24 protein-coding genes and 1 pseudogene are annotated in these 19,029 nt (G+C 68.7%); 17 read left to right on the top strand and 8 right to left on the bottom strand.

The genetic code is table 11. The features are described 5' to 3' along the window. Nucleotides 1–22 precede the first annotated feature (22 nt). The 8 genes from ACWF79_RS00870 to ACWF79_RS00835 all read left to right on the top strand — a co-directional run bounded on the left by ACWF79_RS00870 (nucleotide 23) and on the right by ACWF79_RS00835 (nucleotide 6,955). Complete coding sequence (locus tag ACWF79_RS00870; RefSeq protein WP_453725887.1) at nucleotides 23–1,561, top strand: alanine/glycine:cation symporter family protein; 1,539 nt, start codon at nucleotides 23–25, stop codon at nucleotides 1,559–1,561. Between the two features lie 230 nt (nucleotides 1,562–1,791). Beyond that, nucleotides 1,792–3,090, top strand: coding sequence for a Na+/H+ antiporter NhaA (gene nhaA / locus ACWF79_RS00865; protein ID WP_453725886.1), 1,299 nt, complete (start codon nucleotides 1,792–1,794; stop codon nucleotides 3,088–3,090). A 2-nt stretch (nucleotides 3,091–3,092) separates the two neighbouring features. Continuing rightward, nucleotides 3,093–3,356, top strand: coding sequence for a hypothetical protein (locus tag ACWF79_RS00860; RefSeq protein ID WP_453725885.1), 264 nt, complete (start codon nucleotides 3,093–3,095; stop codon nucleotides 3,354–3,356). Further along, complete coding sequence (locus tag ACWF79_RS00855) at nucleotides 3,356–3,661, top strand: hypothetical protein (RefSeq protein ID WP_453725884.1); 306 nt, start codon at nucleotides 3,356–3,358, stop codon at nucleotides 3,659–3,661. The genes ACWF79_RS00860 and ACWF79_RS00855 overlap by 1 nt, the downstream gene beginning before the upstream one ends. Before the next feature lie 233 nt (nucleotides 3,662–3,894). Next, a complete protein-coding gene (locus ACWF79_RS00850) occupies nucleotides 3,895–4,773 on the top strand; it encodes a hypothetical protein (protein ID WP_453725883.1) in 879 nt (292 codons plus the stop codon). A 201-nt stretch (nucleotides 4,774–4,974) separates the two neighbouring features. Continuing rightward, nucleotides 4,975–6,219, top strand: a complete 1,245-nt coding sequence (locus ACWF79_RS00845; RefSeq protein WP_453725882.1) for a cation:proton antiporter — start codon at nucleotides 4,975–4,977, stop codon at nucleotides 6,217–6,219. 22 nt (nucleotides 6,220–6,241) lie between these two features. Next, a complete protein-coding gene (locus ACWF79_RS00840) occupies nucleotides 6,242–6,658 on the top strand; it encodes a hypothetical protein (RefSeq protein WP_453725881.1) in 417 nt (138 codons plus the stop codon). A gap of 33 nt (nucleotides 6,659–6,691) precedes the next feature. Beyond that, nucleotides 6,692–6,955, top strand: a complete 264-nt coding sequence (locus ACWF79_RS00835) for a hypothetical protein (RefSeq protein ID WP_453725880.1) — start codon at nucleotides 6,692–6,694, stop codon at nucleotides 6,953–6,955. Between the two features lie 222 nt (nucleotides 6,956–7,177). Here ACWF79_RS00835 and ACWF79_RS00830 read toward each other — a convergent pair whose 3' ends face one another. The 4 genes from ACWF79_RS00830 to ACWF79_RS00815 all read right to left on the bottom strand — a co-directional run bounded on the left by ACWF79_RS00830 (nucleotide 7,178) and on the right by ACWF79_RS00815 (nucleotide 8,685). Continuing rightward, nucleotides 7,178–7,393 carry a hypothetical protein gene (locus ACWF79_RS00830; protein ID WP_453725879.1) on the bottom strand — a complete coding sequence of 72 codons (216 nt, stop codon included), beginning with the start codon at nucleotides 7,391–7,393 and terminating at the stop codon, nucleotides 7,178–7,180. Next, complete coding sequence (locus ACWF79_RS00825) at nucleotides 7,390–7,782, bottom strand: carboxymuconolactone decarboxylase family protein (RefSeq protein ID WP_453725878.1); 393 nt, start codon at nucleotides 7,780–7,782, stop codon at nucleotides 7,390–7,392. Before ACWF79_RS00825 ends, ACWF79_RS00830 begins: the two co-directional genes overlap by 4 nt. Before the next feature lie 100 nt (nucleotides 7,783–7,882). After that, a complete protein-coding gene (locus ACWF79_RS00820) occupies nucleotides 7,883–8,212 on the bottom strand; it encodes a TfoX/Sxy family protein (protein WP_453725877.1) in 330 nt (109 codons plus the stop codon). 17 nt (nucleotides 8,213–8,229) lie between these two features. Further along, on the bottom strand, nucleotides 8,230–8,685 hold the full coding sequence (locus ACWF79_RS00815; RefSeq protein ID WP_453725876.1) for an SRPBCC family protein: 456 nt from the start codon (nucleotides 8,683–8,685) through the stop codon (nucleotides 8,230–8,232). A 187-nt stretch (nucleotides 8,686–8,872) separates the two neighbouring features. On the opposite strand from ACWF79_RS00815, the gene ACWF79_RS00810 reads away from it, so the two are divergent. The 4 genes from ACWF79_RS00810 to ACWF79_RS00795 all read left to right on the top strand — a co-directional run bounded on the left by ACWF79_RS00810 (nucleotide 8,873) and on the right by ACWF79_RS00795 (nucleotide 11,611). Then, nucleotides 8,873–8,998 (top strand): hypothetical protein, encoded by a 126-nt coding sequence (locus tag ACWF79_RS00810; RefSeq protein WP_453725875.1) that lies wholly within the window; start codon nucleotides 8,873–8,875, stop codon nucleotides 8,996–8,998. Next, the gene (locus tag ACWF79_RS00805; protein ID WP_453725874.1) at nucleotides 8,998–9,450 is read left to right on the top strand and encodes a hypothetical protein; all 453 of its coding nucleotides are present in this window, start codon (nucleotides 8,998–9,000) and stop codon (nucleotides 9,448–9,450) included. Before ACWF79_RS00810 ends, ACWF79_RS00805 begins: the two co-directional genes overlap by 1 nt. A 54-nt stretch (nucleotides 9,451–9,504) precedes the next feature. Continuing rightward, complete coding sequence (locus tag ACWF79_RS00800) at nucleotides 9,505–10,935, top strand: vanadium-dependent haloperoxidase (protein ID WP_453725873.1); 1,431 nt, start codon at nucleotides 9,505–9,507, stop codon at nucleotides 10,933–10,935. A 115-nt stretch (nucleotides 10,936–11,050) separates the two neighbouring features. After that, the gene (locus tag ACWF79_RS00795; protein WP_453725872.1) at nucleotides 11,051–11,611 is read left to right on the top strand and encodes a DM13 domain-containing protein; all 561 of its coding nucleotides are present in this window, start codon (nucleotides 11,051–11,053) and stop codon (nucleotides 11,609–11,611) included. 64 nt (nucleotides 11,612–11,675) lie between these two features. Here ACWF79_RS00795 and ACWF79_RS00790 read toward each other — a convergent pair whose 3' ends face one another. After that, nucleotides 11,676–12,263 (bottom strand): TetR/AcrR family transcriptional regulator, encoded by a 588-nt coding sequence (locus tag ACWF79_RS00790; protein WP_453725871.1) that lies wholly within the window; start codon nucleotides 12,261–12,263, stop codon nucleotides 11,676–11,678. 111 nt (nucleotides 12,264–12,374) lie between these two features. Here ACWF79_RS00790 and ACWF79_RS00785 point away from each other — a divergent pair, with 111 nt between their 5' ends. Continuing rightward, entirely contained in the window at nucleotides 12,375–13,025 is a 651-nt protein-coding gene (locus ACWF79_RS00785; protein WP_453725870.1) for a peroxiredoxin-like family protein, read from the top strand. Between the two features lie 234 nt (nucleotides 13,026–13,259). On the opposite strand, the gene ACWF79_RS00780 is transcribed toward ACWF79_RS00785, so the two are convergent. From ACWF79_RS00780 to ACWF79_RS00770, 3 genes are all read right to left on the bottom strand, one after another. Beyond that, nucleotides 13,260–13,937 carry a hypothetical protein gene (locus ACWF79_RS00780; protein ID WP_453725869.1) on the bottom strand — a complete coding sequence of 226 codons (678 nt, stop codon included), beginning with the start codon at nucleotides 13,935–13,937 and terminating at the stop codon, nucleotides 13,260–13,262. Between the two features lie 816 nt (nucleotides 13,938–14,753). After that, nucleotides 14,754–15,398, bottom strand: a complete 645-nt coding sequence (locus tag ACWF79_RS00775) for a hypothetical protein (protein ID WP_453725868.1) — start codon at nucleotides 15,396–15,398, stop codon at nucleotides 14,754–14,756. Beyond that, complete coding sequence (locus tag ACWF79_RS00770) at nucleotides 15,379–15,810, bottom strand: type II toxin-antitoxin system PemK/MazF family toxin (RefSeq protein ID WP_453725867.1); 432 nt, start codon at nucleotides 15,808–15,810, stop codon at nucleotides 15,379–15,381. Before ACWF79_RS00770 ends, ACWF79_RS00775 begins: the two co-directional genes overlap by 20 nt. A 110-nt stretch (nucleotides 15,811–15,920) precedes the next feature. Between ACWF79_RS00770 and ACWF79_RS00765 the strand changes: the two are divergent. From ACWF79_RS00765 to ACWF79_RS00750, 4 genes and pseudogenes are all read left to right on the top strand, one after another. Beyond that, nucleotides 15,921–16,076: pseudogene (locus ACWF79_RS00765) on the top strand (IS701 family transposase); the annotation flags it as partial. A gap of 417 nt (nucleotides 16,077–16,493) precedes the next feature. Beyond that, nucleotides 16,494–17,477, top strand: a complete 984-nt coding sequence (locus ACWF79_RS00760) for a hypothetical protein (protein WP_453725866.1) — start codon at nucleotides 16,494–16,496, stop codon at nucleotides 17,475–17,477. Nucleotides 17,478–17,582: 105 nt separating this feature from the next. After that, nucleotides 17,583–18,464, top strand: a complete 882-nt coding sequence (locus tag ACWF79_RS00755) for a sigma-70 family RNA polymerase sigma factor (protein WP_453725865.1) — start codon at nucleotides 17,583–17,585, stop codon at nucleotides 18,462–18,464. An 84-nt stretch (nucleotides 18,465–18,548) separates the two neighbouring features. Then, nucleotides 18,549–19,019 (top strand): carboxymuconolactone decarboxylase family protein, encoded by a 471-nt coding sequence (locus ACWF79_RS00750; RefSeq protein ID WP_453725864.1) that lies wholly within the window; start codon nucleotides 18,549–18,551, stop codon nucleotides 19,017–19,019. The last annotated feature ends 10 nt before the right edge of the window (nucleotides 19,020–19,029 follow it).

Here is a 19,029-nt window from a genome sequence, read left to right as displayed (position 1 = left end):
CTGCGTTACTGAGGTCCTTACCGTGTCACTCGATTCCTTCACGCAGTCCGTCGACAAGGCTGTCAGCGGATTCTTCGAGCCCATAGCCACGTGGCTGGGCGAGGTCGTCTTCTACTCCGTGCCTGTCGGGGGTACGGAACTTCCCCTCATCGTGGCCTGGCTCGTCGTCGCCGGTCTGGTCTTCACCGGCTGGTTCGGCTTCGTGCAGCTGCGCAAGTTCAAGCTCGCCGTGAACGTGGTGCGGGGCAAGTACGACGAGAAGGGGTCGGCCGGTGAGGTCAACCACTTCCAGGCGCTGACCGCCGCCGTCTCCGGCACCGTTGGCCTCGGCAACATCGCCGGTGTGGCCGTCGCGGTCTCCATCGGTGGCCCGGGCGCCACGTTCTGGATGATCCTGTGCGGCCTGCTCGGCATGGCGACCAAGTTCGTCGAGGTCACCCTCGGTGTGAAGTACCGCGAGGTGCACGCCGACGGCACCGTCTCCGGCGGCCCGATGCACTACCTCCCCAAGGGCCTCGCCGAGCGCTTCGGCAAGAACGGCAAGACCCTCGGCAAGGTCCTCGCGGTCCTCGCCTCCTTCTTCGTGCTGTTCTTCGGCCTGTTCGGCGGCAACCTCTTCCAGGTCAACCAGTCCTACGCCCAGCTCGTCTCCGTCACCGGCGGCGAGAACGGCCTCATGGGCGGCTCCGCGGGCGCGCTCTTCTTCGGCATCCTGATCGCGGCCCTGGTCGGCATCGTGCTCCTCGGCGGCATCCGTTCAATCGCCTCCGTCACCAGCAAGCTCGTCCCCGCCATGGCCGGCATCTACATCGCCGCCTGCCTCGTCGTCATCGCCGTCCACGTCACCGCCGTCCCCGCCGCGATCTCCACGATCATCGAGGGTGCCTTCAACCCGCAGGGCGTCGCCGGCGGTGTCCTCGGCGCGCTGATCATCGGCTTCAAGCGGGCCGCGTTCTCCAACGAGGCCGGCCTCGGCTCCGCCCCGATCGCCCACTCCGCGGTCAAGACCAAGCACCCCGCGAGCGAGGGTCTGGTCGCCCTGCTTGAGCCGTTCATCGACACGGTCGTCATCTGCACCATGACTGCGCTGACCATCGTCATCGCCAACCCGGCCAGCTACGTCGAGGTCCGAAAGGGCGGTGAGTCCATCGGCGGCGTCACCATCACCTCCGACGCCTTCGCCACCGTCCTGCCCTGGTTCCCGTACATCCTGACCATCGCGGTCATGCTGTTCGCCATCTCCACGGTGCTGACCTGGGGCTACTACTGCATGAAGGCGTGGACCCACCTCTTCGGCCGCAGCAAGGGCAGCGAAGTGACCTTCAAGGTCTTCTACACCCTGTTCGCGGTGGCCGGCTCCCTGCTGACCCTGCAGACCCTCATCGACATGGCCGACGCGGTGCTCTTCATGCTCGCCGTCATCAACATCATCGGCCTCTACCTCCTCGCCCCCGTCGTCAAGAGGGAGCTCAACTCCTTCCTCGCCTTCGTCAAGCGGCGCGACGCCGGCCTCGACACGGACGAGGACACCGACGAGGAGCCGGTGAAGACCACCGTCTGACCGTCCCCCCGGCGGCCCGGCTCCCGAAGGGCTCTGTCCCCACCTCGCGCCTTGGTGGGGACAGGGCCCTTCACCCTTGTTCCAGCAGGTGAGAGACGCCTGGTGAGGCTCCCGCGCGCCCGATAGGGTGTAAACAACGCGTCAAGGAATGACGCTGGTGTGCCGGGAAGTCTGGTCGGCGTCCTAGGGCCCGTGTGCCCGTTTGTCGACATGCCCCGGAGGCCCGCCCCATGACGCAGTCACGTCCCCGCAAAGTCGTCTTCGGTCTGCTGCCCTGGCCCGAACGCCAGGCCGTCGCCGAAGCCCTACGGACGGAGACGGTCGGCGGCCTGGTCCTCCTCGCGGCGGCCGTCGTCGCGCTCGTCTGGGCCAACAGCCCGTGGAGCGCGGCGTACGAGTCCGTACGCGACTTCCACTTCGGCATCCCCGCCCTGGGCCTGGACCTGTCCGTCGCCCACTGGACCGCCGACGGCCTTCTCGCGATCTTCTTCCTCGTCGCGGGCATCGAGCTGAAGCGCGAACTCGTCGTCGGCGAACTGCGCACCCCCGCCACGGCGGCCCTGCCCGTGATCGCCGCCCTGTGCGGCATGGCAGTGCCGGCGGCCGTCTACACCCTCGTCGCAGCGTCGGGCGGCGGAAGCCTCGACGGCTGGGCCGTCCCGATGGCCACCGACATCGCCTTCGCCCTCGCCGTCCTCGCGGTGATCAGTACCCATCTGCCCTCCGCGCTGCGGGCGTTCCTGCTCACCCTCGCCGTCGTGGACGACCTCGGGGCCATCCTCATCATCGCGATCTTCTTTACGAGCGACCTCAACTTCTGGGCCCTGGGCGGAGCCTTCGCCGGCCTGGTCCTCTTCTACGCACTCCAGCGCTTCCGGGTGCGCGGCTGGTGGTGGTACGTCCCGCTCGGTGTCGCCGTCTGGGCGCTGATGTACAACTCAGGCGTCCACGCCACCGTCGCGGGCGTCGCCATGGGCCTGATCCTGCGCACGACCCGCGACGAGGGCGAGAACGCTTCCCCGGGCGGCCGCGTCTCCCACCTCGTCCACCCCTTCTCGGCGGGCGTGGCCGTCCCTCTCTTCGCCCTCTTCGCCGCCGGCGTCGGCATCTCGGGCGCCGCGCTCGCGCACGTCTTCACCGACCCGGAGCCACTCGGGGTCTTCCTCGGTCTGGTCGCGGGCAAGATCCTCGGCATCTTCCTCGGCACCTACCTGGCCGCCCGCTTCACGCGTGCCCAGCTCAACCCCGACCTCGCCTGGGCCGACGTCCTCGGCCTCGCCACGCTGGCCGGCATCGGCTTCACGGTCGCCCTCCTGATCGGCGAGCTCGCCTTCCCGAACGCGGCCGAGGCGGAGCACATCAAGGCCGCCGTCCTGATCGGCTCCCTCGCCGCTGCCGTCCTCGCCGCTGTACTCCTGCGCCGCCGCAACCGCGTCTACAAGCGCCTGTGGGAAGACGAGGAGAGCGACGAAGACGCGGACGGCATCCCCGACATCTACCAGACGGGGTCGGTCGACGGCGGCCGGTGACCATGGGGGACGCTGGACCGGCACTTCTCGGCACGGCTGTCGTGCTGGCCATCCTGGTCATCCGCACCGCCATACGCGAGATGAGGGAGCCCGGGAGCGCCCGGCTCGAGTGGTCCGCCCTCCGACGACAGCGGTCCCTGGCCGTGGCCGCTGCGACGGCCCTGGTCCTCGGCACCGTGGGCTGGGCGTATTCCGGACCGGCAGCCGTCCCGTGGGCCGTCCTCGCCGGTCTCCTGGCAGCCCGGATCAGCGGCGGAGGTGACTGATGACGTTTGAGGTCGTGTGGATCGTGCTCTGCACGGTCGGCCTTGTGCCCATCGGGATCGCCTCCCTGCGCGGATGGGCCCCGCGCTGGGCGCGCGATTCCAGTGCGCGCGTCACCAGGGCACGCGGCATCGCCGCGTTCACCCTCTACGCAGGCTCCCTGACCCCGGCGGTACTGAGCCTCGCGGGAGTGCCGGGAGACGAACTCATCGCGCTGCGGATCGCGGCCGGCCCGCTCCTGATACTCGCTGCGATGGTCCTGGTGCTGTGGGCGTCGGTGACAGACCGCCGAGACACAGCGCGCTGAACCCGGAACCGACGGGACAGCAAGGGTGCTGCCGGGGCGATAGGGCGGGACCTGCGGCCGACGAGGTTCGTCGGCCGCGCAACGATCAGACGGGGGTAAGGATCATCAGCACACGCGCGAAGGCAGTCGTCGGAGTGCTTCTCATGGTGCTCGCGGGCGGGGTTCTGGTCCGTGTCGCGGGCGGAGGGAGTGAGGCTTCGGGGGATGACCTGGAAGGCGCCTGCCGTGGGTTGATGGCGACGGACGAGGCACGCGCCTTCTTCTCAGGGGCCGACCTCAAGGCCCGTGGCCACACCTCCGAATGGGTTGGACACGATGTCGAGCGGTGCTCCGTGTGGGCGCGTTCGGACGCGAGCGGTCCGGTCCTGCGTCTGCAGATCCGGCCGGTGGCGGCCCACCGGACCAGCGGAGCGGCCGAGGAGGCGTCGGCGACCCCGCTCGGTCACGGCTGGAACGGCTCCTTCCTCATACGCAAGAACCCGGAGGCCGCCGTGCTCGTGGACTGCGACTCTCTTCCGGGCAAAGGACTGCTGGTTCTGACCGAGTCCGCTGAGGATGTCGAGGACCTGTCCGAGCAGCAGGTGCTCCAGGTGGCGCGCTTCGCGACCGAGAGCGCCCGCCTCGCGGCGAAGCACTTCGGTTGCCAAGGCACCCTGGGCGGGCGACCCGCGCGGGTCGCCCGGACCGAATGGCAGAAGCGGAACCCTGCCACGGCTTCCGGTACGTGCCGAGGCGTGGTGGAAGCCCGCGCCGCGAGCGGGGCCGGCATCACTACGGTCACGGAGAAGCCGGCCGGGCGCGCGCTGACCGAGTCGTGCTCGGTGGCGATCGCCGGGGGAGGCCACTACCGACTGACTGCGTACTACGGGGCGTCGGCCAAGCAGGAGATTTATCTGGACACCCGGTACCCGGGCAGCGTGAAGGGCGCACTGATGCGTCCGCACACGTGCCGTGGGGCCATGGAGACGGCGTACTACAAGCTCGTCCACTTCAGGCCGTCCGGTGCGTCGGACGGCACCGAGCCGGCCGAGCGGGAAGCCGTCGGCGACCCGCAGAAGTTGCTGGAGCGCTTCGCCGCCGCCTCCGCCGAAAGGCACGGTTGCCCACGGTGAGTACGGATCGGCCGCCGAGCACAAGGTAGGGGAGGGTGAACTTGCCGTGCACCGGCAAGTTCACCCTGCTCTCATTGCGTGACAAGGGCCTGTCAATGATGCGTAAGGAACGTATAAGGTCGGTAGCGGTGTGCCGGGAAGTCTGGTCGGCGAACAGGGGAGACGTCTCTGTTCTGACCTGCCGACAAGGGGACTTCTGCCATGGTGCTTGTTGCCGTCTTCGGAGCCGCGCTGCTTATCGCGGTCCTGCTGTCCGGGCTCGCGGCCCGGACCGTGCTGTCCACGTCGCTGCTCTTCCTGGTCGGTGGGGCGTTGGTCAGCGACGGGTTCCTCGGGCTGATTCACATCACGCCCGAGAGCGAGATCGTGTCGGTCACCGCCGATCTCGCCCTGTTCGCCGTGCTGTTCACGGACGGCATGCATGTCTCGTTCGCCAAACTGCGTGCCAACTGGCGTAACCCGGTACGGGCCCTGGGTCTGGGGATGCCCCTCGCATGCATCGGGATGGCACTGATCACCCACTACCTGGTGGGCCTGGACTGGACGACGTCCTTCCTCGTCGGAGCCGTCCTCGCGCCGACGGACCCGGTGTTCGCCTCGGCGATCGTGGGCCGTAAGGAGGTCCCGGCCCGGCTGCGTGAACTCCTCAATGTGGAGAGCGGGATCAACGACGGCCTCGCGCTGCCGGTCGTCCTGATCCTCATCGCCGCGGCAGGTCCCACCGCCGCCGCCGAGGCGTCCTTCGGGAAGATCGGTCTGGAGCTGGGACTCGGCCTCGCGTTCGGTGTGGCGCTGCCGCTGCTTGTCAACCTGCTCGTCCGCGTGCGGTTCCTCGGCGCCGAGCCCAAGCTCCAGCCGCTGCTGCCGCTGGCCACCGGCGTCATCCTCTACGCGGCCTGCCACCTCACCCACGCCAACCCCTACCTCGCCGCCTTCTCCGCGGGCGCGGTGCTCGCCGCCGTCTCACCGGAGTCCCACAAGGCGTTCGAGTCCCTGGGGGAGTCGCTCGCGGAGCTGGCCAAGTTCGCGGCCCTCCTGGTGTTCGGCGCGCTGCTGACCCCGCAGCTGTTCGGCGACCTCTCCTTCGGCGGGTACGTGGCCGTGGTTCTCGCGATCGTGCTGGTTCGCCCGGGCTCGCTGCTGCTGTCCCTGTGGGGGACGCGGATCGACCGCAGGGAGAAGCTGGTCGCCGCCTGGTTCGGGCCGAAGGGCTTCGCGTCCGTCGTCTACGGCCTCCTGGTCCTCCAGGCCGGCATCCCGCAGGGGCAGGAGGCATACACGCTCATCGCTGTCTGCATCGCCTTCTCGATCATCGCCCACAGCAGCACGGACGTCCCGATCGCCCGCCTCTTCCACGTCGACGACCTCGTCGAGGCGGGCAGAGAGCGGACGCAGGCTCGCTCGGAGGACGCCGACGTGGAAGCGGTGAGCCATGCGCGCACGTGACTTCGCCCGGCGGTGCGCCTCCGTGACCGCCGACGAGCCTGTCCTCCAGGCCGTCGAGCTGCTGGCCGACGAGGGCGCGGCCGCGATCGTGGTGGTGACCGGGGAGGGACACCCCTTCGCGATCCTGGAAGGCCATCACATCCTGGCCGCAACCCTCCCCGATGTGGTGCGCGACGACCATCTCCGGGCCAGCGTCGTGGCCGACCGCCTCGATCACGAAGTCCGCGCGAACATGGCCACGTTGACGGTCGCCGACGTGCTGCCCAGACACCGGCCCGCCCTTGCGCTTGTCAGCCCCCATGCCTCGCCGTTGCAGATGTCCGCCGTCATGGCCCGGACCGGCAGCCCCCGCGTAGCGGTCGTTGAGTACGACGGCGACGACCGCCCGCACCTGTTGGGGACCGTCACCGCCGCCGCGGTGCTCGCGCACTTCCGCTGACGGTCTCGGCACCCAACCACCTAGGAGCAGCTTGTGAACAACGACGACGAGCCCGTTTTCAAGAAGAGCGCATGGGGGACGAACCGCTACTACTACAACCCGAACAACCCCGTCGGTCTCTTCCTGATCATCGCCAGCGTGGCCTTGGTCATCGTGATGATGGTGATGATGGAGAACCGCGCGGGACCTTTCGCGCCCCCCTCCACCCCCACCTGGAGCCCGCCCGCGTACGACGAGTCGTGGACCTTCTCGCCTCGTCCCGAGGAGCCGAGCTCTTCGTCCTCCGCGCAGCCGTGAGTCGCGTCAGCGGTCCGGGGCCGATCGAGGCGCGGCTGAACCTGCTGCGAATGACAGCCCCGGGCCTGCATCGCCACCGCCAGCATCGACCTCGACGCCGCGCCTGCCGTCCTGGGGCGGACCGGGCAGCGGTGGCGGACGGCGTCCTGGGATACGCACTGCTGATCGCGGAAAGGGGTCCACGCGACGCGTGATCGCGCCTCGCAGGTGCGGCGGGATCCTTCAGGAGCCGTCTGGCGGCGGCGCTTCGCGCAGATGGCGCGCCTGGGTGTCGTAGTCGCTCAGGATGTGCCTGAGCTGTTCCAGCGACTCCTCCGGGATGTCGGGCGGAGCGGACTCGGCCACGAAGCGGGCGGCAGCCACCAGCGCCGCGAACTCGAAGGCGTGAGCGGTGGCACGCAGGACGCCGGGCCGGGCCCACTCGAGCTGCATGGTCATCCCTTCGATGCCAAGTAGTCCTTGATCTGCCCGAGTTCATGTTCGAAGTCGTCGTAGTCCTCACGGATGCCGTTGAGGTATGCGCTCCAGCCGAGGCTGTTCTTCGCGTAGTGGACGGCTTCCTGAATCTCCTCGTCGGTGGCCCCGAACAGCTTCGCGGCCTCCGTGTGGAAGAGCGTGCAGTAACGACACTTCGTCTCCGAGTGCAACGCGATCCCGATCAGCTCCTTGTACTTGTTCGGGATGAGCGTCTCGCCGAGTTCGATCTTCTTGAAGATCTCCCACTCGTAGTCCAGCAGGTCATCGGGGATCCGGGAGAAGAAATGAGGTACGAGGCCCAGGGTCTCCTTGATCTCCGACTCGACCTCGCTCCGGGTCCGGCCCGCCATGGCGACCAACTCCTCTCAGCCGGGCGAAACCAACACCCCTCATTCCACGCTAGAACGCCCTGACGGCCCCTGCGACCGTTGCCGCTGCCGCCTGGGCACGTCACTTGGGTGGCAGCCCCGCCGCGAACGCATGGCCTTGCTCGATCCACTCGGCGAGGGCCGCGTCGTCGGTCAGGGCGGACGCGGCGACGACGACCCAGCCGCGCATCGGACGGCCGGTGTAGTCGAAAGGCCTCGTCCCGGGCCGCGCCAGGGCGGTGTCGGTGGCATCGGGGCCGACCCGGACCATGAGTTCGTCGCCGATCACGCCCACGGCCATGTTGCCGGCGTGCAGGAAGGCCAGCCCGCCGAACATCCGCTTCTCCGTGACGGCCGGGTGCGCGGCCAGGTGGGCCCGGATCCGTTCTGCCAGTCCCTCGTCGAACGCCACGACAGTCCTCATTCCGGTCAACGCTGTGGCGTGCTCAGCCGCCGCTCCAAGTCGCGCAGGTCCTTGACCAGCGAGGATCGCACCTTGCGTGCCATGAGGGGCGCCGCCAGGCCGTAGAAGCCGGACGCGCCACCCCGCACGCGGATCCGGGCGAGCGTGCCGCCGTCCTGGAGAGGATCGAACGTGTACGTGACGTGCATCGGCATCGGGCCCGCGACCGACACCATGTCGAGCAGCCGCGGGGGCTCGTAGGCGGCGACGCGCAGCACGTAGTCGATCCGCCTGCCCAGGAAGTACGCGGTCCGCGTCACCTCGGCCCCGACCCCGAAACCACCCGCATCGGCCTCCCGCGTCAGCTCAGCCGTGCGGATGCCCTGGGTCCACTCGGCGTCGTGGCGCCAGTCCATGGCGTACGCCGCCACCTGCTCACAGGGCAGCGGGATCACCCGCTCCACGGTCTCGTCGATTCCCATCCGCTGCCCCGTTTCCCGGTTCCGTTCCGCGCCCAGTTCCATGGACCCACCCAGACCCGGCACCGGCAACCGGACCCCGTGCGGCGGACTACCGGCGCATACGTAAGCGCGGTCGCGTACCTGCCGACGTCACACGTCCTGGCGTCGGCGGTGAAGGCGGCAGAACCCGCTCGATGGGGCGATCACCATGACCACCGCTGCACACGTATCCCCCAAGATCGCCGAGATCCCCGTCCATGCCGTGTGGGGAGCACCGGCCGGACTGGTCGGCGGCGTCGGGTTCGGCATCTGGAAGTCGGTGTCCCGGCCGTGATGGACACCGCGATGATCACCATGGTCGCCGGGCTGCTGGGCTCCACCAACGCGTTCGCCGGCTGGCTGATCCACCTCGCGATCGCGCTGACGGCCGGCACCACCTTCGGTGTCGTGTTCGGCCACCTCGCGCAGCGGCTCGCCGCCGCCGTCGTCCTCGGTCTCTTCTACGGCGCGGTGTGGTGGACCCTCGGAGCCCTGTGGATCATGCCGGCCAACATGGGCATGCCTGTCGTCCTGCACGAGCTCGCCGACCGGTATCTGATTCGCCTTGCGCGCGGCCGCATCACTGTTCTGGACCCGACCCGCCCTCCACGAAGAAACCGGATGAGGAGGAGCCCCCCGGTAGCTGCGCACGCGCGACGGGTTTCGGTCATGCACGTGCCCGGGGCCGGTCATTCCGCCGCGGGTGCGCGGCGAATCGGCCCGTCGTGGAGCGGCGAGAGGCCATGATCTCGCCGCCACCGGACGTGTGGTGATCAGCAGACGCGATCACAAGGAGCACCGATGCGCCCCACCCCGCGATCCGCCCGACGACGCACCTCCCGCCGCTTCAGCGCCCTGGCCACCGCCGCCGTCCTCGCCACGGCCGGAACACTCCTGACCGCCGCCCCGCAGCCCGCACAGGCGGCACTGCCCCCGCAGACCATCAAGGACCCCGTCCACTACTGGAACGACGTCCTGCTCCAGGTGGTACGGCGCGAAGGCGGCGGACCCGGCCCGATGGCCCGCGCCGCTGCCATGATGAACGCCGCCATCTACGACGCCGAGAGCTCCTACCAGCTCAAGTGGAAGGGCCGGATCGCGTCCGAGCCGTACATCCACGCCGAGAAGTACGCGGGCTGGATCGAGGGGCCGGACGAGGAAGAGCGGGTCATCGGGCGCACCGCCTACAACATCCTGCTCAAGCTGTACGGGAAGAATCAGACGGCCTTCCTCGACGCCCGCTTCCGGGAGCGCTTCGGTACCGAGCCCACCGAGTTCGACCTCCTCGACGCCACCGTCGTCAACAAGATGGTGACCCAGATGACGAACGCGCGCACCGGCGACGGCTCGGACGACGACCGCGTCTACGTGGGCGATTCCAGGCCGGGCGCGTGGCGGCCGACAAGCTACCCGGACATGCAGGACCCCAACTGCACGCAGCACAGCCAGGCGGTCACGCCCTACTGGGGCCTGGTCAAGCCCTTCGCCCTCACCTCCGGCTCGCAGTTCCGGCCGCCGACCCCCGGGCTCTACGGCACGTACGAGAAGCTGCTCGCCAGCGACGCCTACAAGGCCCAGGTCGAGGCCGCCCGGGCGGCGGGCGCCGACCGGCCGACCGCAAAGACACCTGTGATCAACCGCACCGCAGACCAGGAGGCCGCCGCCTGGTTCTGGGCCAACGACAACGACGGCACCTACAAGCCTCCGGGCCAGCTGCTCCAGGCCACTCGCGAGATCGCCACCGCGCGCGGCCTGAACACGTACGAGAGTGCCCGGCTCTTCGCGCTCGTGTCGATCGCCATGGCGGACGCCGGCATCGCCGTCCGGGACGTGAAGTTCCTGACCCCCATCGACCTGTGGCGCCCGGTCTCGGCCATCCGCGACAGCGGCATCGACCCCGAGTGGAAGCCGCTGCTGAAGAACCCGGCCGGCGTCAACGTCACCCCCTGCTTCCCGGCGTGGGCATCCGGTCACGCCACCTTCGGGGCGGCCTGGGCGGGCATCATGAAGCGCTACTTCGGCTCCGACGGCATCGCCTTCGACATGACCACCGATGAACCGCAGTCCCCCGTCAAGTCCCGTCACTTCACCAGCTTCAGTGCCGCCGCCCGCGAGGACGCGTACAGCAGGGTCTGGCTCGGTGTCCACTTCCCCTGGGACGCCGAGGACGGCCTCACCCTGGGCGACAAGATCGCCAGCCACGTCTTCACGACCAAGCTGCGCATGCTCTGACGAGCCCCGGGTCGACCGGACGTAATGGTTTCGTCATCCTGCACGGCTTCCAGCTGGAGCCTGGTGCCGCGTTGGATGGTGGCTGAACAGCCGTGCCGATGGATAGGGGAGTGCCGTGGAGCGTGCCAGGAAGAGGACACTGTGGGCAGGTGTCGCCGTTGCCCTCACGGTCGTGGTGGCGGCCGGGCTGGTGTGGTTCAAGCCCTGGGCCCTGTGGGTGGACGAGACGGTGAACGAGGCGCTGCCGTCGGCGGGCGCACCGGCGGTGACGGGAACGGCGTCCCCCTCCCCGGCCGTGTCGGCGAGCCCGTCGCCGGCCGGCCCCACGACCCTGGCGCAGGGCACTCTCATCAGCCATGAGCACGCGACGACCGGCACGGTGAAGGTCGTCCGCCTCGCGGACGGCACCCACACCCTGCGCCTGGAGGGGCTGGACACCAGCAACGGCCCTGACCTGCGGGTCTGGTTGAGCGACGCGCCGGTGAAGGAGGGCAAGGCCGGCTGGGGTGTCTTCGACGACGGGAAGTACCTGAACCTCGCCAAGCTGAAGGGCAACAAGGGCGACCAGAACTACCCGCTGCCCGCGGATGTCGACTGGTCGGCGTACCCGAGCGTCAGCATCTGGTGTGACCGCTTCGACGTCTCCTTCGGCGCGGCGGCCCTCGTCCGCGCCTGACCGGCGGCGGGCGCATCGAGGGGAGCCCGGTCGGACTGGGCTCCCCTCGGCGTTTCCCGCCCTCTCACGCGGTCAGTGCGGCGAGCGCAGCACGTATCGTGCCGCGCAGCTGGTCCTGCTCGGCGCCGGCGCGCGAGCGGAGGTTCACGCCGTGAGCGAGGAGGGCCAGGACCTCGGCCGCTGACGCGGGCTCAGTGGCCGGGCGGAGTTGGCCCTTCGCCCTCGCGGTCGTGAGCGCGTCCCGCAGGGCGTCACGGAGCCGGTGGTGCTGGCGGTCCAGGACGGTGCGGACCTCCGCCTCGTTGTGCTCGGCGCCGACGTGCGCGTTGGAGACCATGCAGCCCCAGCCGGCGTACTCGCCGGTGCAGCGCGTCGCGATCAGGTTCTCGAAGAACTCCTCGACGGCGGGCAACCCTCGTTCGTCCTCGGCGAGGCGGCCGAGGATGGGGCGGGACCTCTCTGCGACGTAGCGCTCCAGGGCGGCCACATAGAGCTGCTGCTTGCCTCCGAAGGTGGCGTACAGGCTGGAGCGGTTGAGCCCCGTCGCGTTCACGATGTCCTGGATGCCGGTCGTGGCCATGCCCTGCTTCCAGAAGAGCCGGACGACCCTGTCCAGGACGGTGTCGGGATCGAAGTGCTTGATGTCCGCCATCGCACGCCCCTCAGGTTGAAACGACAGTTCCAAGATACCTCTGGGCAGTGCGCCTGTGCGGCGCTATCTTGGAACAGTCGTTTCAAGATCGATGTGTTTCAGGGAGTCTTCATGAGCCTCAACGCCGAACTGCGCGCCTTCTTCGAGAGCCGTCAGGAGCACATCCCGGCCCACGTCCGCGAGATCATGAACCGCGCCGGCCAGGACCTCTCCGACTCAGGCCAGGCGGGCCGCGCTCTCAACACGGGTGACGCCGCACCCGACTTCACCCTCCCCGCCGCCACCGGCGAGTCGGTGGCCCTGCGCACCCTCCTCGCCGCCGGGCCGGTCGTGCTCACCTTCTACCGCGGCGCCTGGTGCCCGTACTGCAACCTCGCTCTGCGTGCCCTCCAGCAGTACCACGGCGACATCGCCGCCCGAGGCGCCCGCCTCGTCGCGGTCTCCCCGCAGATCCCCGACGAGTCCCTGTCCCTGGCCGAGAAGCACGACCTCGCCTTCGACGTCGTCAGTGACCTCGGCTCCGACGTCGCCAAGCAGTTCGGCCTCGCCTTCGATCTCCCCGATGACCTCGCCGAGGTCTACGTCGGCTTCGGCATCGACCTCCTGCACGCCCACGGCGGACACGCCCGCACCCTTCCCCTCCCGGCGACCTACGTCATCGACCAAGGCGGCGTCATCCGCTGGGCCTTCGTCGACACCGACTACACCGCCCGCGCTGAACCCGCCGACATCCTGGCCGCGCTGGACGCCCTGGATCGCTGACGAGGTGCGTGCGGCCCTGGCTGAGGGACCGACGGCAGGGTCGGCGGGGTGGTGTCAAGAATCGTTGTGTGCTCGCGGCCCGCGGTCTGATTCCTGCGGCACGAGAAGTGTTCGGGCAGCCCTTCGGGTCCAGGAAGGCTTGCGGGTTGACCGCAGCCGAAACGACAGAGCGGGATCGCTTGACCCGTCGCGTCGACCGGAACCTTGGCGGCCTCGGTTTCCCGAGGGCGGGACTCAAGTACGATGGCGCGACTGCCGCGTCGCTGATTTGATTCCGCCCGCACCTCCGAAGCTGGAGGGTCCTCGCTGCACCTGTCGCGCCGGCCCCCTTGTCGTACAGATGGTGCTCGACTGGTGGGCGGGCACGAGGACGCGGTGCCAGCCCAAGCAGTACCCGGGGTCGGTGGGGTTCTCCGGGTCGTAGGGCTTATTCGGGCAACGGGTGAGCGTGCCGCTTGGACTGCACTTGCCCTCCTCCAGGACGAAGTTGCCGTCCCGGACCGCGATGGGGTTCTTCTGCACGCGGATGACGGAGGCCGGCAGATTGGGCGGGCGGACGTAGGGGACGGTGCCGATGCCTGCCTGGTCGGGGTCGGCGAAGCCCCAGACCGACTGGATACCGCCGCGGCGCCGGAACCCCTCTCGTGCCCGCATTCCGCGGGCTGTCTGGGCGCTCAGCTGAGGCTCGTACCCCAGGACGATGCCGTTGGCGCCGTTGATGCGTACATCCAGGCGCGCGTGCCCGTCCGCGGTTTGCGACTCGATGTCGGCGTGGAAGCCGTGGTCTTCGGAGTCTTTCGCGATGCGTTCCTTTCGGGCGAGGTGTTCGTCGGACTCGTGGCTAATGGGCTTCTCTCCGGGCTTCCTGTAGTGGGAGGCAAGCCATACGCCGTCACGCTGGACGAGGTACATGGAGACGCGCCGGCCGCGGAGGTCCCGGCAGTCAGGGCAGATGAGCCCGCGCTTCTCGACGGGGACACGCTCATTACGCTACGGGGAAGGTCTGACAATCGGGGTTGAACAGCGGAAACAGGGCGCACTGGGAGACAAGGGGGCAGCTGGCCCACAGCGGTTCAGGTCCCCACAGCACACAGTGCTCCGCGCTGGTGAACTGGTAGGGGCGGGTGTCATCAGTAACGAAGGGGCGAAACTGACGAGCCTCGTCGGTGACCGTGACCCAAGCCGCTCCGTAGCCGCATAGCCCGGCGAGGATGGTCGGGGACAGGCTGCTCGTGAAGCCCGAGTCGGGCAGTCGGCGCAGGATTGCCTGCCAGAGTTCCGGCTGGAGGCGGGGAGTGGGGTCCCTCTGTTGTGGCCCGGAGATCGAGGATGCCGTCTTGCTGACGTCACCCAGGACGAACTGCTGGTCGCCGCAGTAGGTTTCGTCGGTGTCACACCTCGTGAGGTGCAGGGGCAGACCGAATGTCGGGTCCGTGAGGGCGGCGACGACGTTGTGTGGCCGGGCCCCTGCCCACGTACATGGGAGGATCGCAGGACCAGCCGTGCCACGTCGGAAGTGCCGCCGTAGCCGTCAAGGAGGAACGTGTTGGACACGGTGTGCAGGAGGGCGGCTCGGCGCAGCAGCCCGCTGCTGAGCCAGGCACCATGCTGCTGCACCTGAGTGAAGTGATCGCTGGGGCTCTCCCATTGGAGCTGATGCCCACTCTCGGCATCTGTCCATGCCTTCGGTGAGAACTTCCAGCACAGAAGCTTGACGTCCGGGTCGATCTACTTGTCGAGCATCCTTGCGATGGCGCTGCGCCACAGTCTCGCCGGCAGGCCGGTCAGTCGCAGTCGGGTGGGCTCGCCGAGCACGCGCAGTTCACTTGCCGTGCGATCTCGTTGCGTGATGCGGAGCCCCGGCACCCCGTGGACCTCGTGGTCCTCCTCCGATACGTACGTGGGGAGGAGGTTGAAGAGGATCTCGGCCGCCCGCTCCTCGCTCTCGACGTGCAGGGCAATGCCATCCGGCTCTGGGCGCACCGCGGTGATGCCGAGGGGATATCGGGTGTAAAGGTTCCGGAACTCCAGGAGGCCGAGAAGCACGCGTGCCTCGAAGTGCTGCTGAGCCGGCGAATCCGCCGAGGGGATTGGGGGCGTATCGGGCTCGAGCGAGTCAACCGCCCGACGGGCTTGCTGGACGCTCTCCCCTGTGTAGAGGCACCGGCGCAGGTAGACGTTTTGGTGCATCCCTGCCGCTCGTCTGCCGCAGGTGGAGGTGTGCTCCGGGTCGGGCAGGTGCGCGAAGTGGCAGGCGCGGTCCTTGTAAAGCTTGTTGGTGAGCTGTTGGCCGCATCCGCCCAGCCAGACTCCGCACCAGAAGGTGTGGCCGTCGCGGTGTGCACGGAAGGCATCAAGTTCTATGGCTTCCATCGGGAGGACGATGGGGATCTCGGAGTCGGCATGGCCGACTACCGCTGTTTGCACTCGGCGCTTGTCCAGGGGCCATGGGACCTGCTTGTCCCGCGAGGCGGAGGGCATCGTCGATCTCGCTGAGCTTCCTGGAGGACAGGACGGCCGCCCGCTCCATCAGGTCGTCCCGGGACACGGTGGTCAGCCACGTGCACGGGATGAAGCCCGGACGTGGGAACGCGAGCCGCAGCACGCCTTCGAGCGGCAGCCCTTCACCGGCGCCGACCGTCACTTCGATGGCGAGGCCGCTGATGTCGACGCCCGCCGGAGCGACGACCTGCATCACCTGGAACCCGGACGCGTCGTCTCCTGACAGCAGTACGACCAACCTCGGCTCGTCGAACTGGACCCACCAGACTTCGCCACGTTGCACGAGCCCTCCGATACACAGGGACGACAGGCAGGCGCTGTGCGACCTGACGCGGTGTGGAGACGGGTGTGGCCACCGTTGATCATCGGTGTGTGAAGACAAACGATCACGCCGTGGCCGTAGGTGACAGCGTAGACCCTGCCTGCTGGCAGGAGGCGCTCGAGGGCCTGACGAGCCGGACAGCGGGACGCTTCACACGGGTCGAATCCCGACGCCGACCCCGGAAGTTGGTACTCGGCCCGTTGTACGACCTGCCGCGCAAGAACTGCTGAGCCATCGCGCGACCGCTTTCCAGCGGCCATGCATCGGCACCGCGGGCTGGATCGAGAACGCCCAGGTCGCCTGGGTGCTGGGGCCGGCTGCCGGACGGTTGGCCGGCTCCACTCCATTGCGCCCCGGCGGCCGGCACGTCACCGCCGGTCCTTGGTGCTGGACGACCGAGGCGGCGTGACCGACTGTGTCTGCACCGACGCCGGGATGCCTTCGCCCCCGGCCAGGCACTCGACGATGGCGAGTGACGGATGCCGCCGGGACTGCGACAGGCTCGGCGGCCGTCGGTGGCGAACGACCACCGCTTCGTGCGCCACCGCCGGATACCCCGACAGCGAGGTGTCGCCGAGGCGGCCGGACCTCACATCTACCTCAAGCGGTACCCGTCTCGCCCAACGCGCGCTCATGGTTGCCTCATGGCGCTTCGACAGCGGACGGCACGTAACATGCGTGCCCACTGGAGACTGTTATGCATTCCCGTTGGCATCGTGGTGAACGCCTGCGGTAACGCTCTTTACGAAAGCCCCCGCCGGAATCTCGGCCTGTTCCTCTTCCTCGCGGGCGGGGCCCTATCTCTCTTTGGGGCGCGGTACCTTAAACGGTTCTTGAAGGAGAACCCGCTTCACGAGGGGACCGTCAACGTCATCGCGGCCGTGTCGATGCTGGCCTGTATCACCGCCATATCCCCCGTGGTTGCCGTGGCCAAGGGCATCGGAGAAATGGCCGCCCAGCCATCCGATTACCGTGCAGCGGGCGCATCGCTGACACTGATCTGCCTCACGCTGCCACCCATCCTGCGGTGGCTCGAACCGAGCGACTTCATCTTTCAGCGGCTTCCCGGGCGTATCCGAAGGGCCGCCATCTTCCGGACCGTCGCGAACGCCGCCGGCATTCTCGCCGTTGCCATGTTCTTGAAGTTCCGGTTCGGTGTCGTCCACCCTGCACCGCTGATCTCCACCGCCCTGACACTCTTGGTCGCCATGACCGTGGTCACTCACAAGACCTTCGCGCGGACGCGGAGGCTGTGCACGCAGATCCACGTCGACACGCAGAGCCTGCTTCGAGACCTGGAGGAGCTGGACCGGGCAAGAGGCAACGGTACGACGGGCAGGTCGAGGAAATGGCCGCTGATGCCGAAGGAGGCGAACGACAAGCACGACGACACGCGGGTGGCGGCACGGCGAAGCTGGGACGCCCTTAAGCGCGACCTCTCCACCACGGTGGACACCGGCTACCGTCGCATCGGTTTGTCGTTCCTCCCCGCCGAGGTGATAGCTGAGCTGGAGAAGAAAGTGCTGGACGGGATCAAGGCGGACGACAGCAGCACCTCCGCCCCTGCACGTGAAGACCTCCAGAGCATCAGGGACGCGTGCGCGGACCACATCGACGTGCTGGCCTGATATCGCCGCCGCCGTGCTTCCGTCGGGCTTGCCCGCCGAACGGTTACCTCGTCACCTTCGGGCCCGTCATGATCATGACGGAGTTCGCGCGAGGAAGGTAACGACATGACCGCATCAGGTCCGACCGACGTACTGGCGGGGGCTTTCGAGCAGCAGCGGGAGCGTCTGGTGGCAGTGGCCCATCGCATGCTCGGGTCGCGGGTGGACGCCGAGGACGCGGTGCAGGAGGCGTGGATACGGCTGGCGCGGCAGGACGCGGCGGCGATCGACAACCTGGCCGGCTGGCTGACCACCGTGGTCGGCAGGGTCTGCATCGACGTGCTGCGCTCGCGCAAGACCCGGCCCGAGCTGTCGTACGACGACCAGCTGCCGAGGCTGGTGGTGACCGTGGACGGCGGGGCGGCACCCGAGGACGACGCGATGCTCGCCGAATCGGTCGGGGTGGCCCTGCTGGTGGTGCTCGACACCCTCACGCCCACCGAGCGGCTGGCGTTCGTCCTGCATGACATGTTCGCGGTGCCCTTCGCCGAGATCGGCGAGATCATCGACCGGTCCACCGACGCGACCAAGATGCTCGCCAGCCGGGCCCGCCGGAAGGTGCGGGGCACATCGCTGCCGGACGGGGAGCCGCGGCGGCAGCGCGCGGTGGTCGACGCGTTTCTCGCCGCGGCGCGGAACGGGGACTTCGAAGAGCTTGTGCGGCTGCTCGATCCGAAGGTGACCTGGCGCACGTTCCACCCGCAGGGCGTGATGACCACGGTCGGGGCGGCCGAGGTGGCCGAACCGGTCCTGCGCGGTGCCCGGTCGATGACCTCGGTGCTCCCGGTCCTGGTCAACGGCGAGCCCGGGTTCGTGGCCTGGGGTGCGAACGGCAAGGTGCTCGGCGTGGTGGCGTGCACCGTGGTCGACGGCCGGATCGTCGAGCTCCTGACCGTGAGCGACCGCAAGCGCCTTGACGCCATGGGACTTCCCGAGCAACCCGAGTAACGCATGTCGGGCACGGGGCCTGTTACGTCTTGGCGGGGGGCTTCGTCGTAGGGGTGCAGGCATCCGAAGACGAAGGAGACCGAGATGGAAACCCGGATCAACCCCATGCGCAACGAGGTCGGGTCGAAGTGGGCCACGCACATCATCTCGTCGAACAAGGCCATCACCGACTCGGCGTTGCCGAAGGCGGTGCAGGAGCTGGTGAAGATCCGCGCCAGTCAGATCAACGGCTGTGGCGGCTGCCTCGACATGCACACCAAGGACGCCGCGGCCGCCGGTGAGAGTGCGGTGCGGATCAACCTGGTCGGGGCGTGGCGGGAGACGACCGTCTACACCGACGCGGAGCGGGCGGCGCTGGAACTCACCGAGCAGGGCACCCGCCTCGCCGACTCCAGCGGCGTCACCGACGAGGCGTGGGCGAACGCGGCGAAGCACTACGACGAGGACCAGCTCATGGCCCTGGTGGCCCTGATCTGCGTGATCAACGCCTTCAACCGGCTGAACGTGATCACCCGGACCCCCGGCGGCGAGTACCAGCCCGGACAGTTCGGCTGACGCGGGCACT

The sequence above is a fragment of the Streptomyces sp. NPDC054975 genome (assembly GCF_053609105.1).
The sequence above is the reverse complement of the archived record's forward strand: the minus strand, read 5'-3'. Positions and strand labels throughout refer to the sequence as shown.

Excerpts from the sequence above, each read along its gene's own strand:
- nhaA (WP_453725886.1), top strand. The coding sequence starts at position 1,792 with ATGACGCAGTCACGTCCCCGCAAAGTCGTCTTCGGTCTGCTGCCCTGG.
- ACWF79_RS00860 (WP_453725885.1), top strand. The coding sequence starts at position 3,093 with ATGGGGGACGCTGGACCGGCACTTCTCGGCACGGCTGTCGTGCTGGCC.
- ACWF79_RS00855 (WP_453725884.1), top strand. The coding sequence starts at position 3,356 with ATGACGTTTGAGGTCGTGTGGATCGTGCTCTGCACGGTCGGCCTTGTG.
- ACWF79_RS00850 (WP_453725883.1), top strand. The coding sequence starts at position 3,895 with ATGGCGACGGACGAGGCACGCGCCTTCTTCTCAGGGGCCGACCTCAAG.
- ACWF79_RS00845 (WP_453725882.1), top strand. The coding sequence starts at position 4,975 with ATGGTGCTTGTTGCCGTCTTCGGAGCCGCGCTGCTTATCGCGGTCCTG.
- ACWF79_RS00830 (WP_453725879.1), bottom strand. The coding sequence starts at position 7,393 with ATGACCATGCAGCTCGAGTGGGCCCGGCCCGGCGTCCTGCGTGCCACC.
- ACWF79_RS00825 (WP_453725878.1), bottom strand. The coding sequence starts at position 7,782 with ATGGCGGGCCGGACCCGGAGCGAGGTCGAGTCGGAGATCAAGGAGACC.
- ACWF79_RS00815 (WP_453725876.1), bottom strand. The coding sequence starts at position 8,685 with ATGGGAATCGACGAGACCGTGGAGCGGGTGATCCCGCTGCCCTGTGAG.
- ACWF79_RS00810 (WP_453725875.1), top strand. The coding sequence starts at position 8,873 with ATGACCACCGCTGCACACGTATCCCCCAAGATCGCCGAGATCCCCGTC.
- ACWF79_RS00805 (WP_453725874.1), top strand. The coding sequence starts at position 8,998 with ATGGACACCGCGATGATCACCATGGTCGCCGGGCTGCTGGGCTCCACC.
- ACWF79_RS00800 (WP_453725873.1), top strand. The coding sequence starts at position 9,505 with ATGCGCCCCACCCCGCGATCCGCCCGACGACGCACCTCCCGCCGCTTC.
- ACWF79_RS00790 (WP_453725871.1), bottom strand. The coding sequence starts at position 12,263 with ATGGCGGACATCAAGCACTTCGATCCCGACACCGTCCTGGACAGGGTC.
- ACWF79_RS00785 (WP_453725870.1), top strand. The coding sequence starts at position 12,375 with ATGAGCCTCAACGCCGAACTGCGCGCCTTCTTCGAGAGCCGTCAGGAG.
- ACWF79_RS00780 (WP_453725869.1), bottom strand. The coding sequence starts at position 13,937 with ATGTACCTCGTCCAGCGTGACGGCGTATGGCTTGCCTCCCACTACAGG.
- ACWF79_RS00775 (WP_453725868.1), bottom strand. The coding sequence starts at position 15,398 with ATGGAAGCCATAGAACTTGATGCCTTCCGTGCACACCGCGACGGCCAC.
- ACWF79_RS00760 (WP_453725866.1), top strand. The coding sequence starts at position 16,494 with ATGGCGCTTCGACAGCGGACGGCACGTAACATGCGTGCCCACTGGAGA.
- ACWF79_RS00755 (WP_453725865.1), top strand. The coding sequence starts at position 17,583 with ATGACCGCATCAGGTCCGACCGACGTACTGGCGGGGGCTTTCGAGCAG.
- ACWF79_RS00750 (WP_453725864.1), top strand. The coding sequence starts at position 18,549 with ATGGAAACCCGGATCAACCCCATGCGCAACGAGGTCGGGTCGAAGTGG.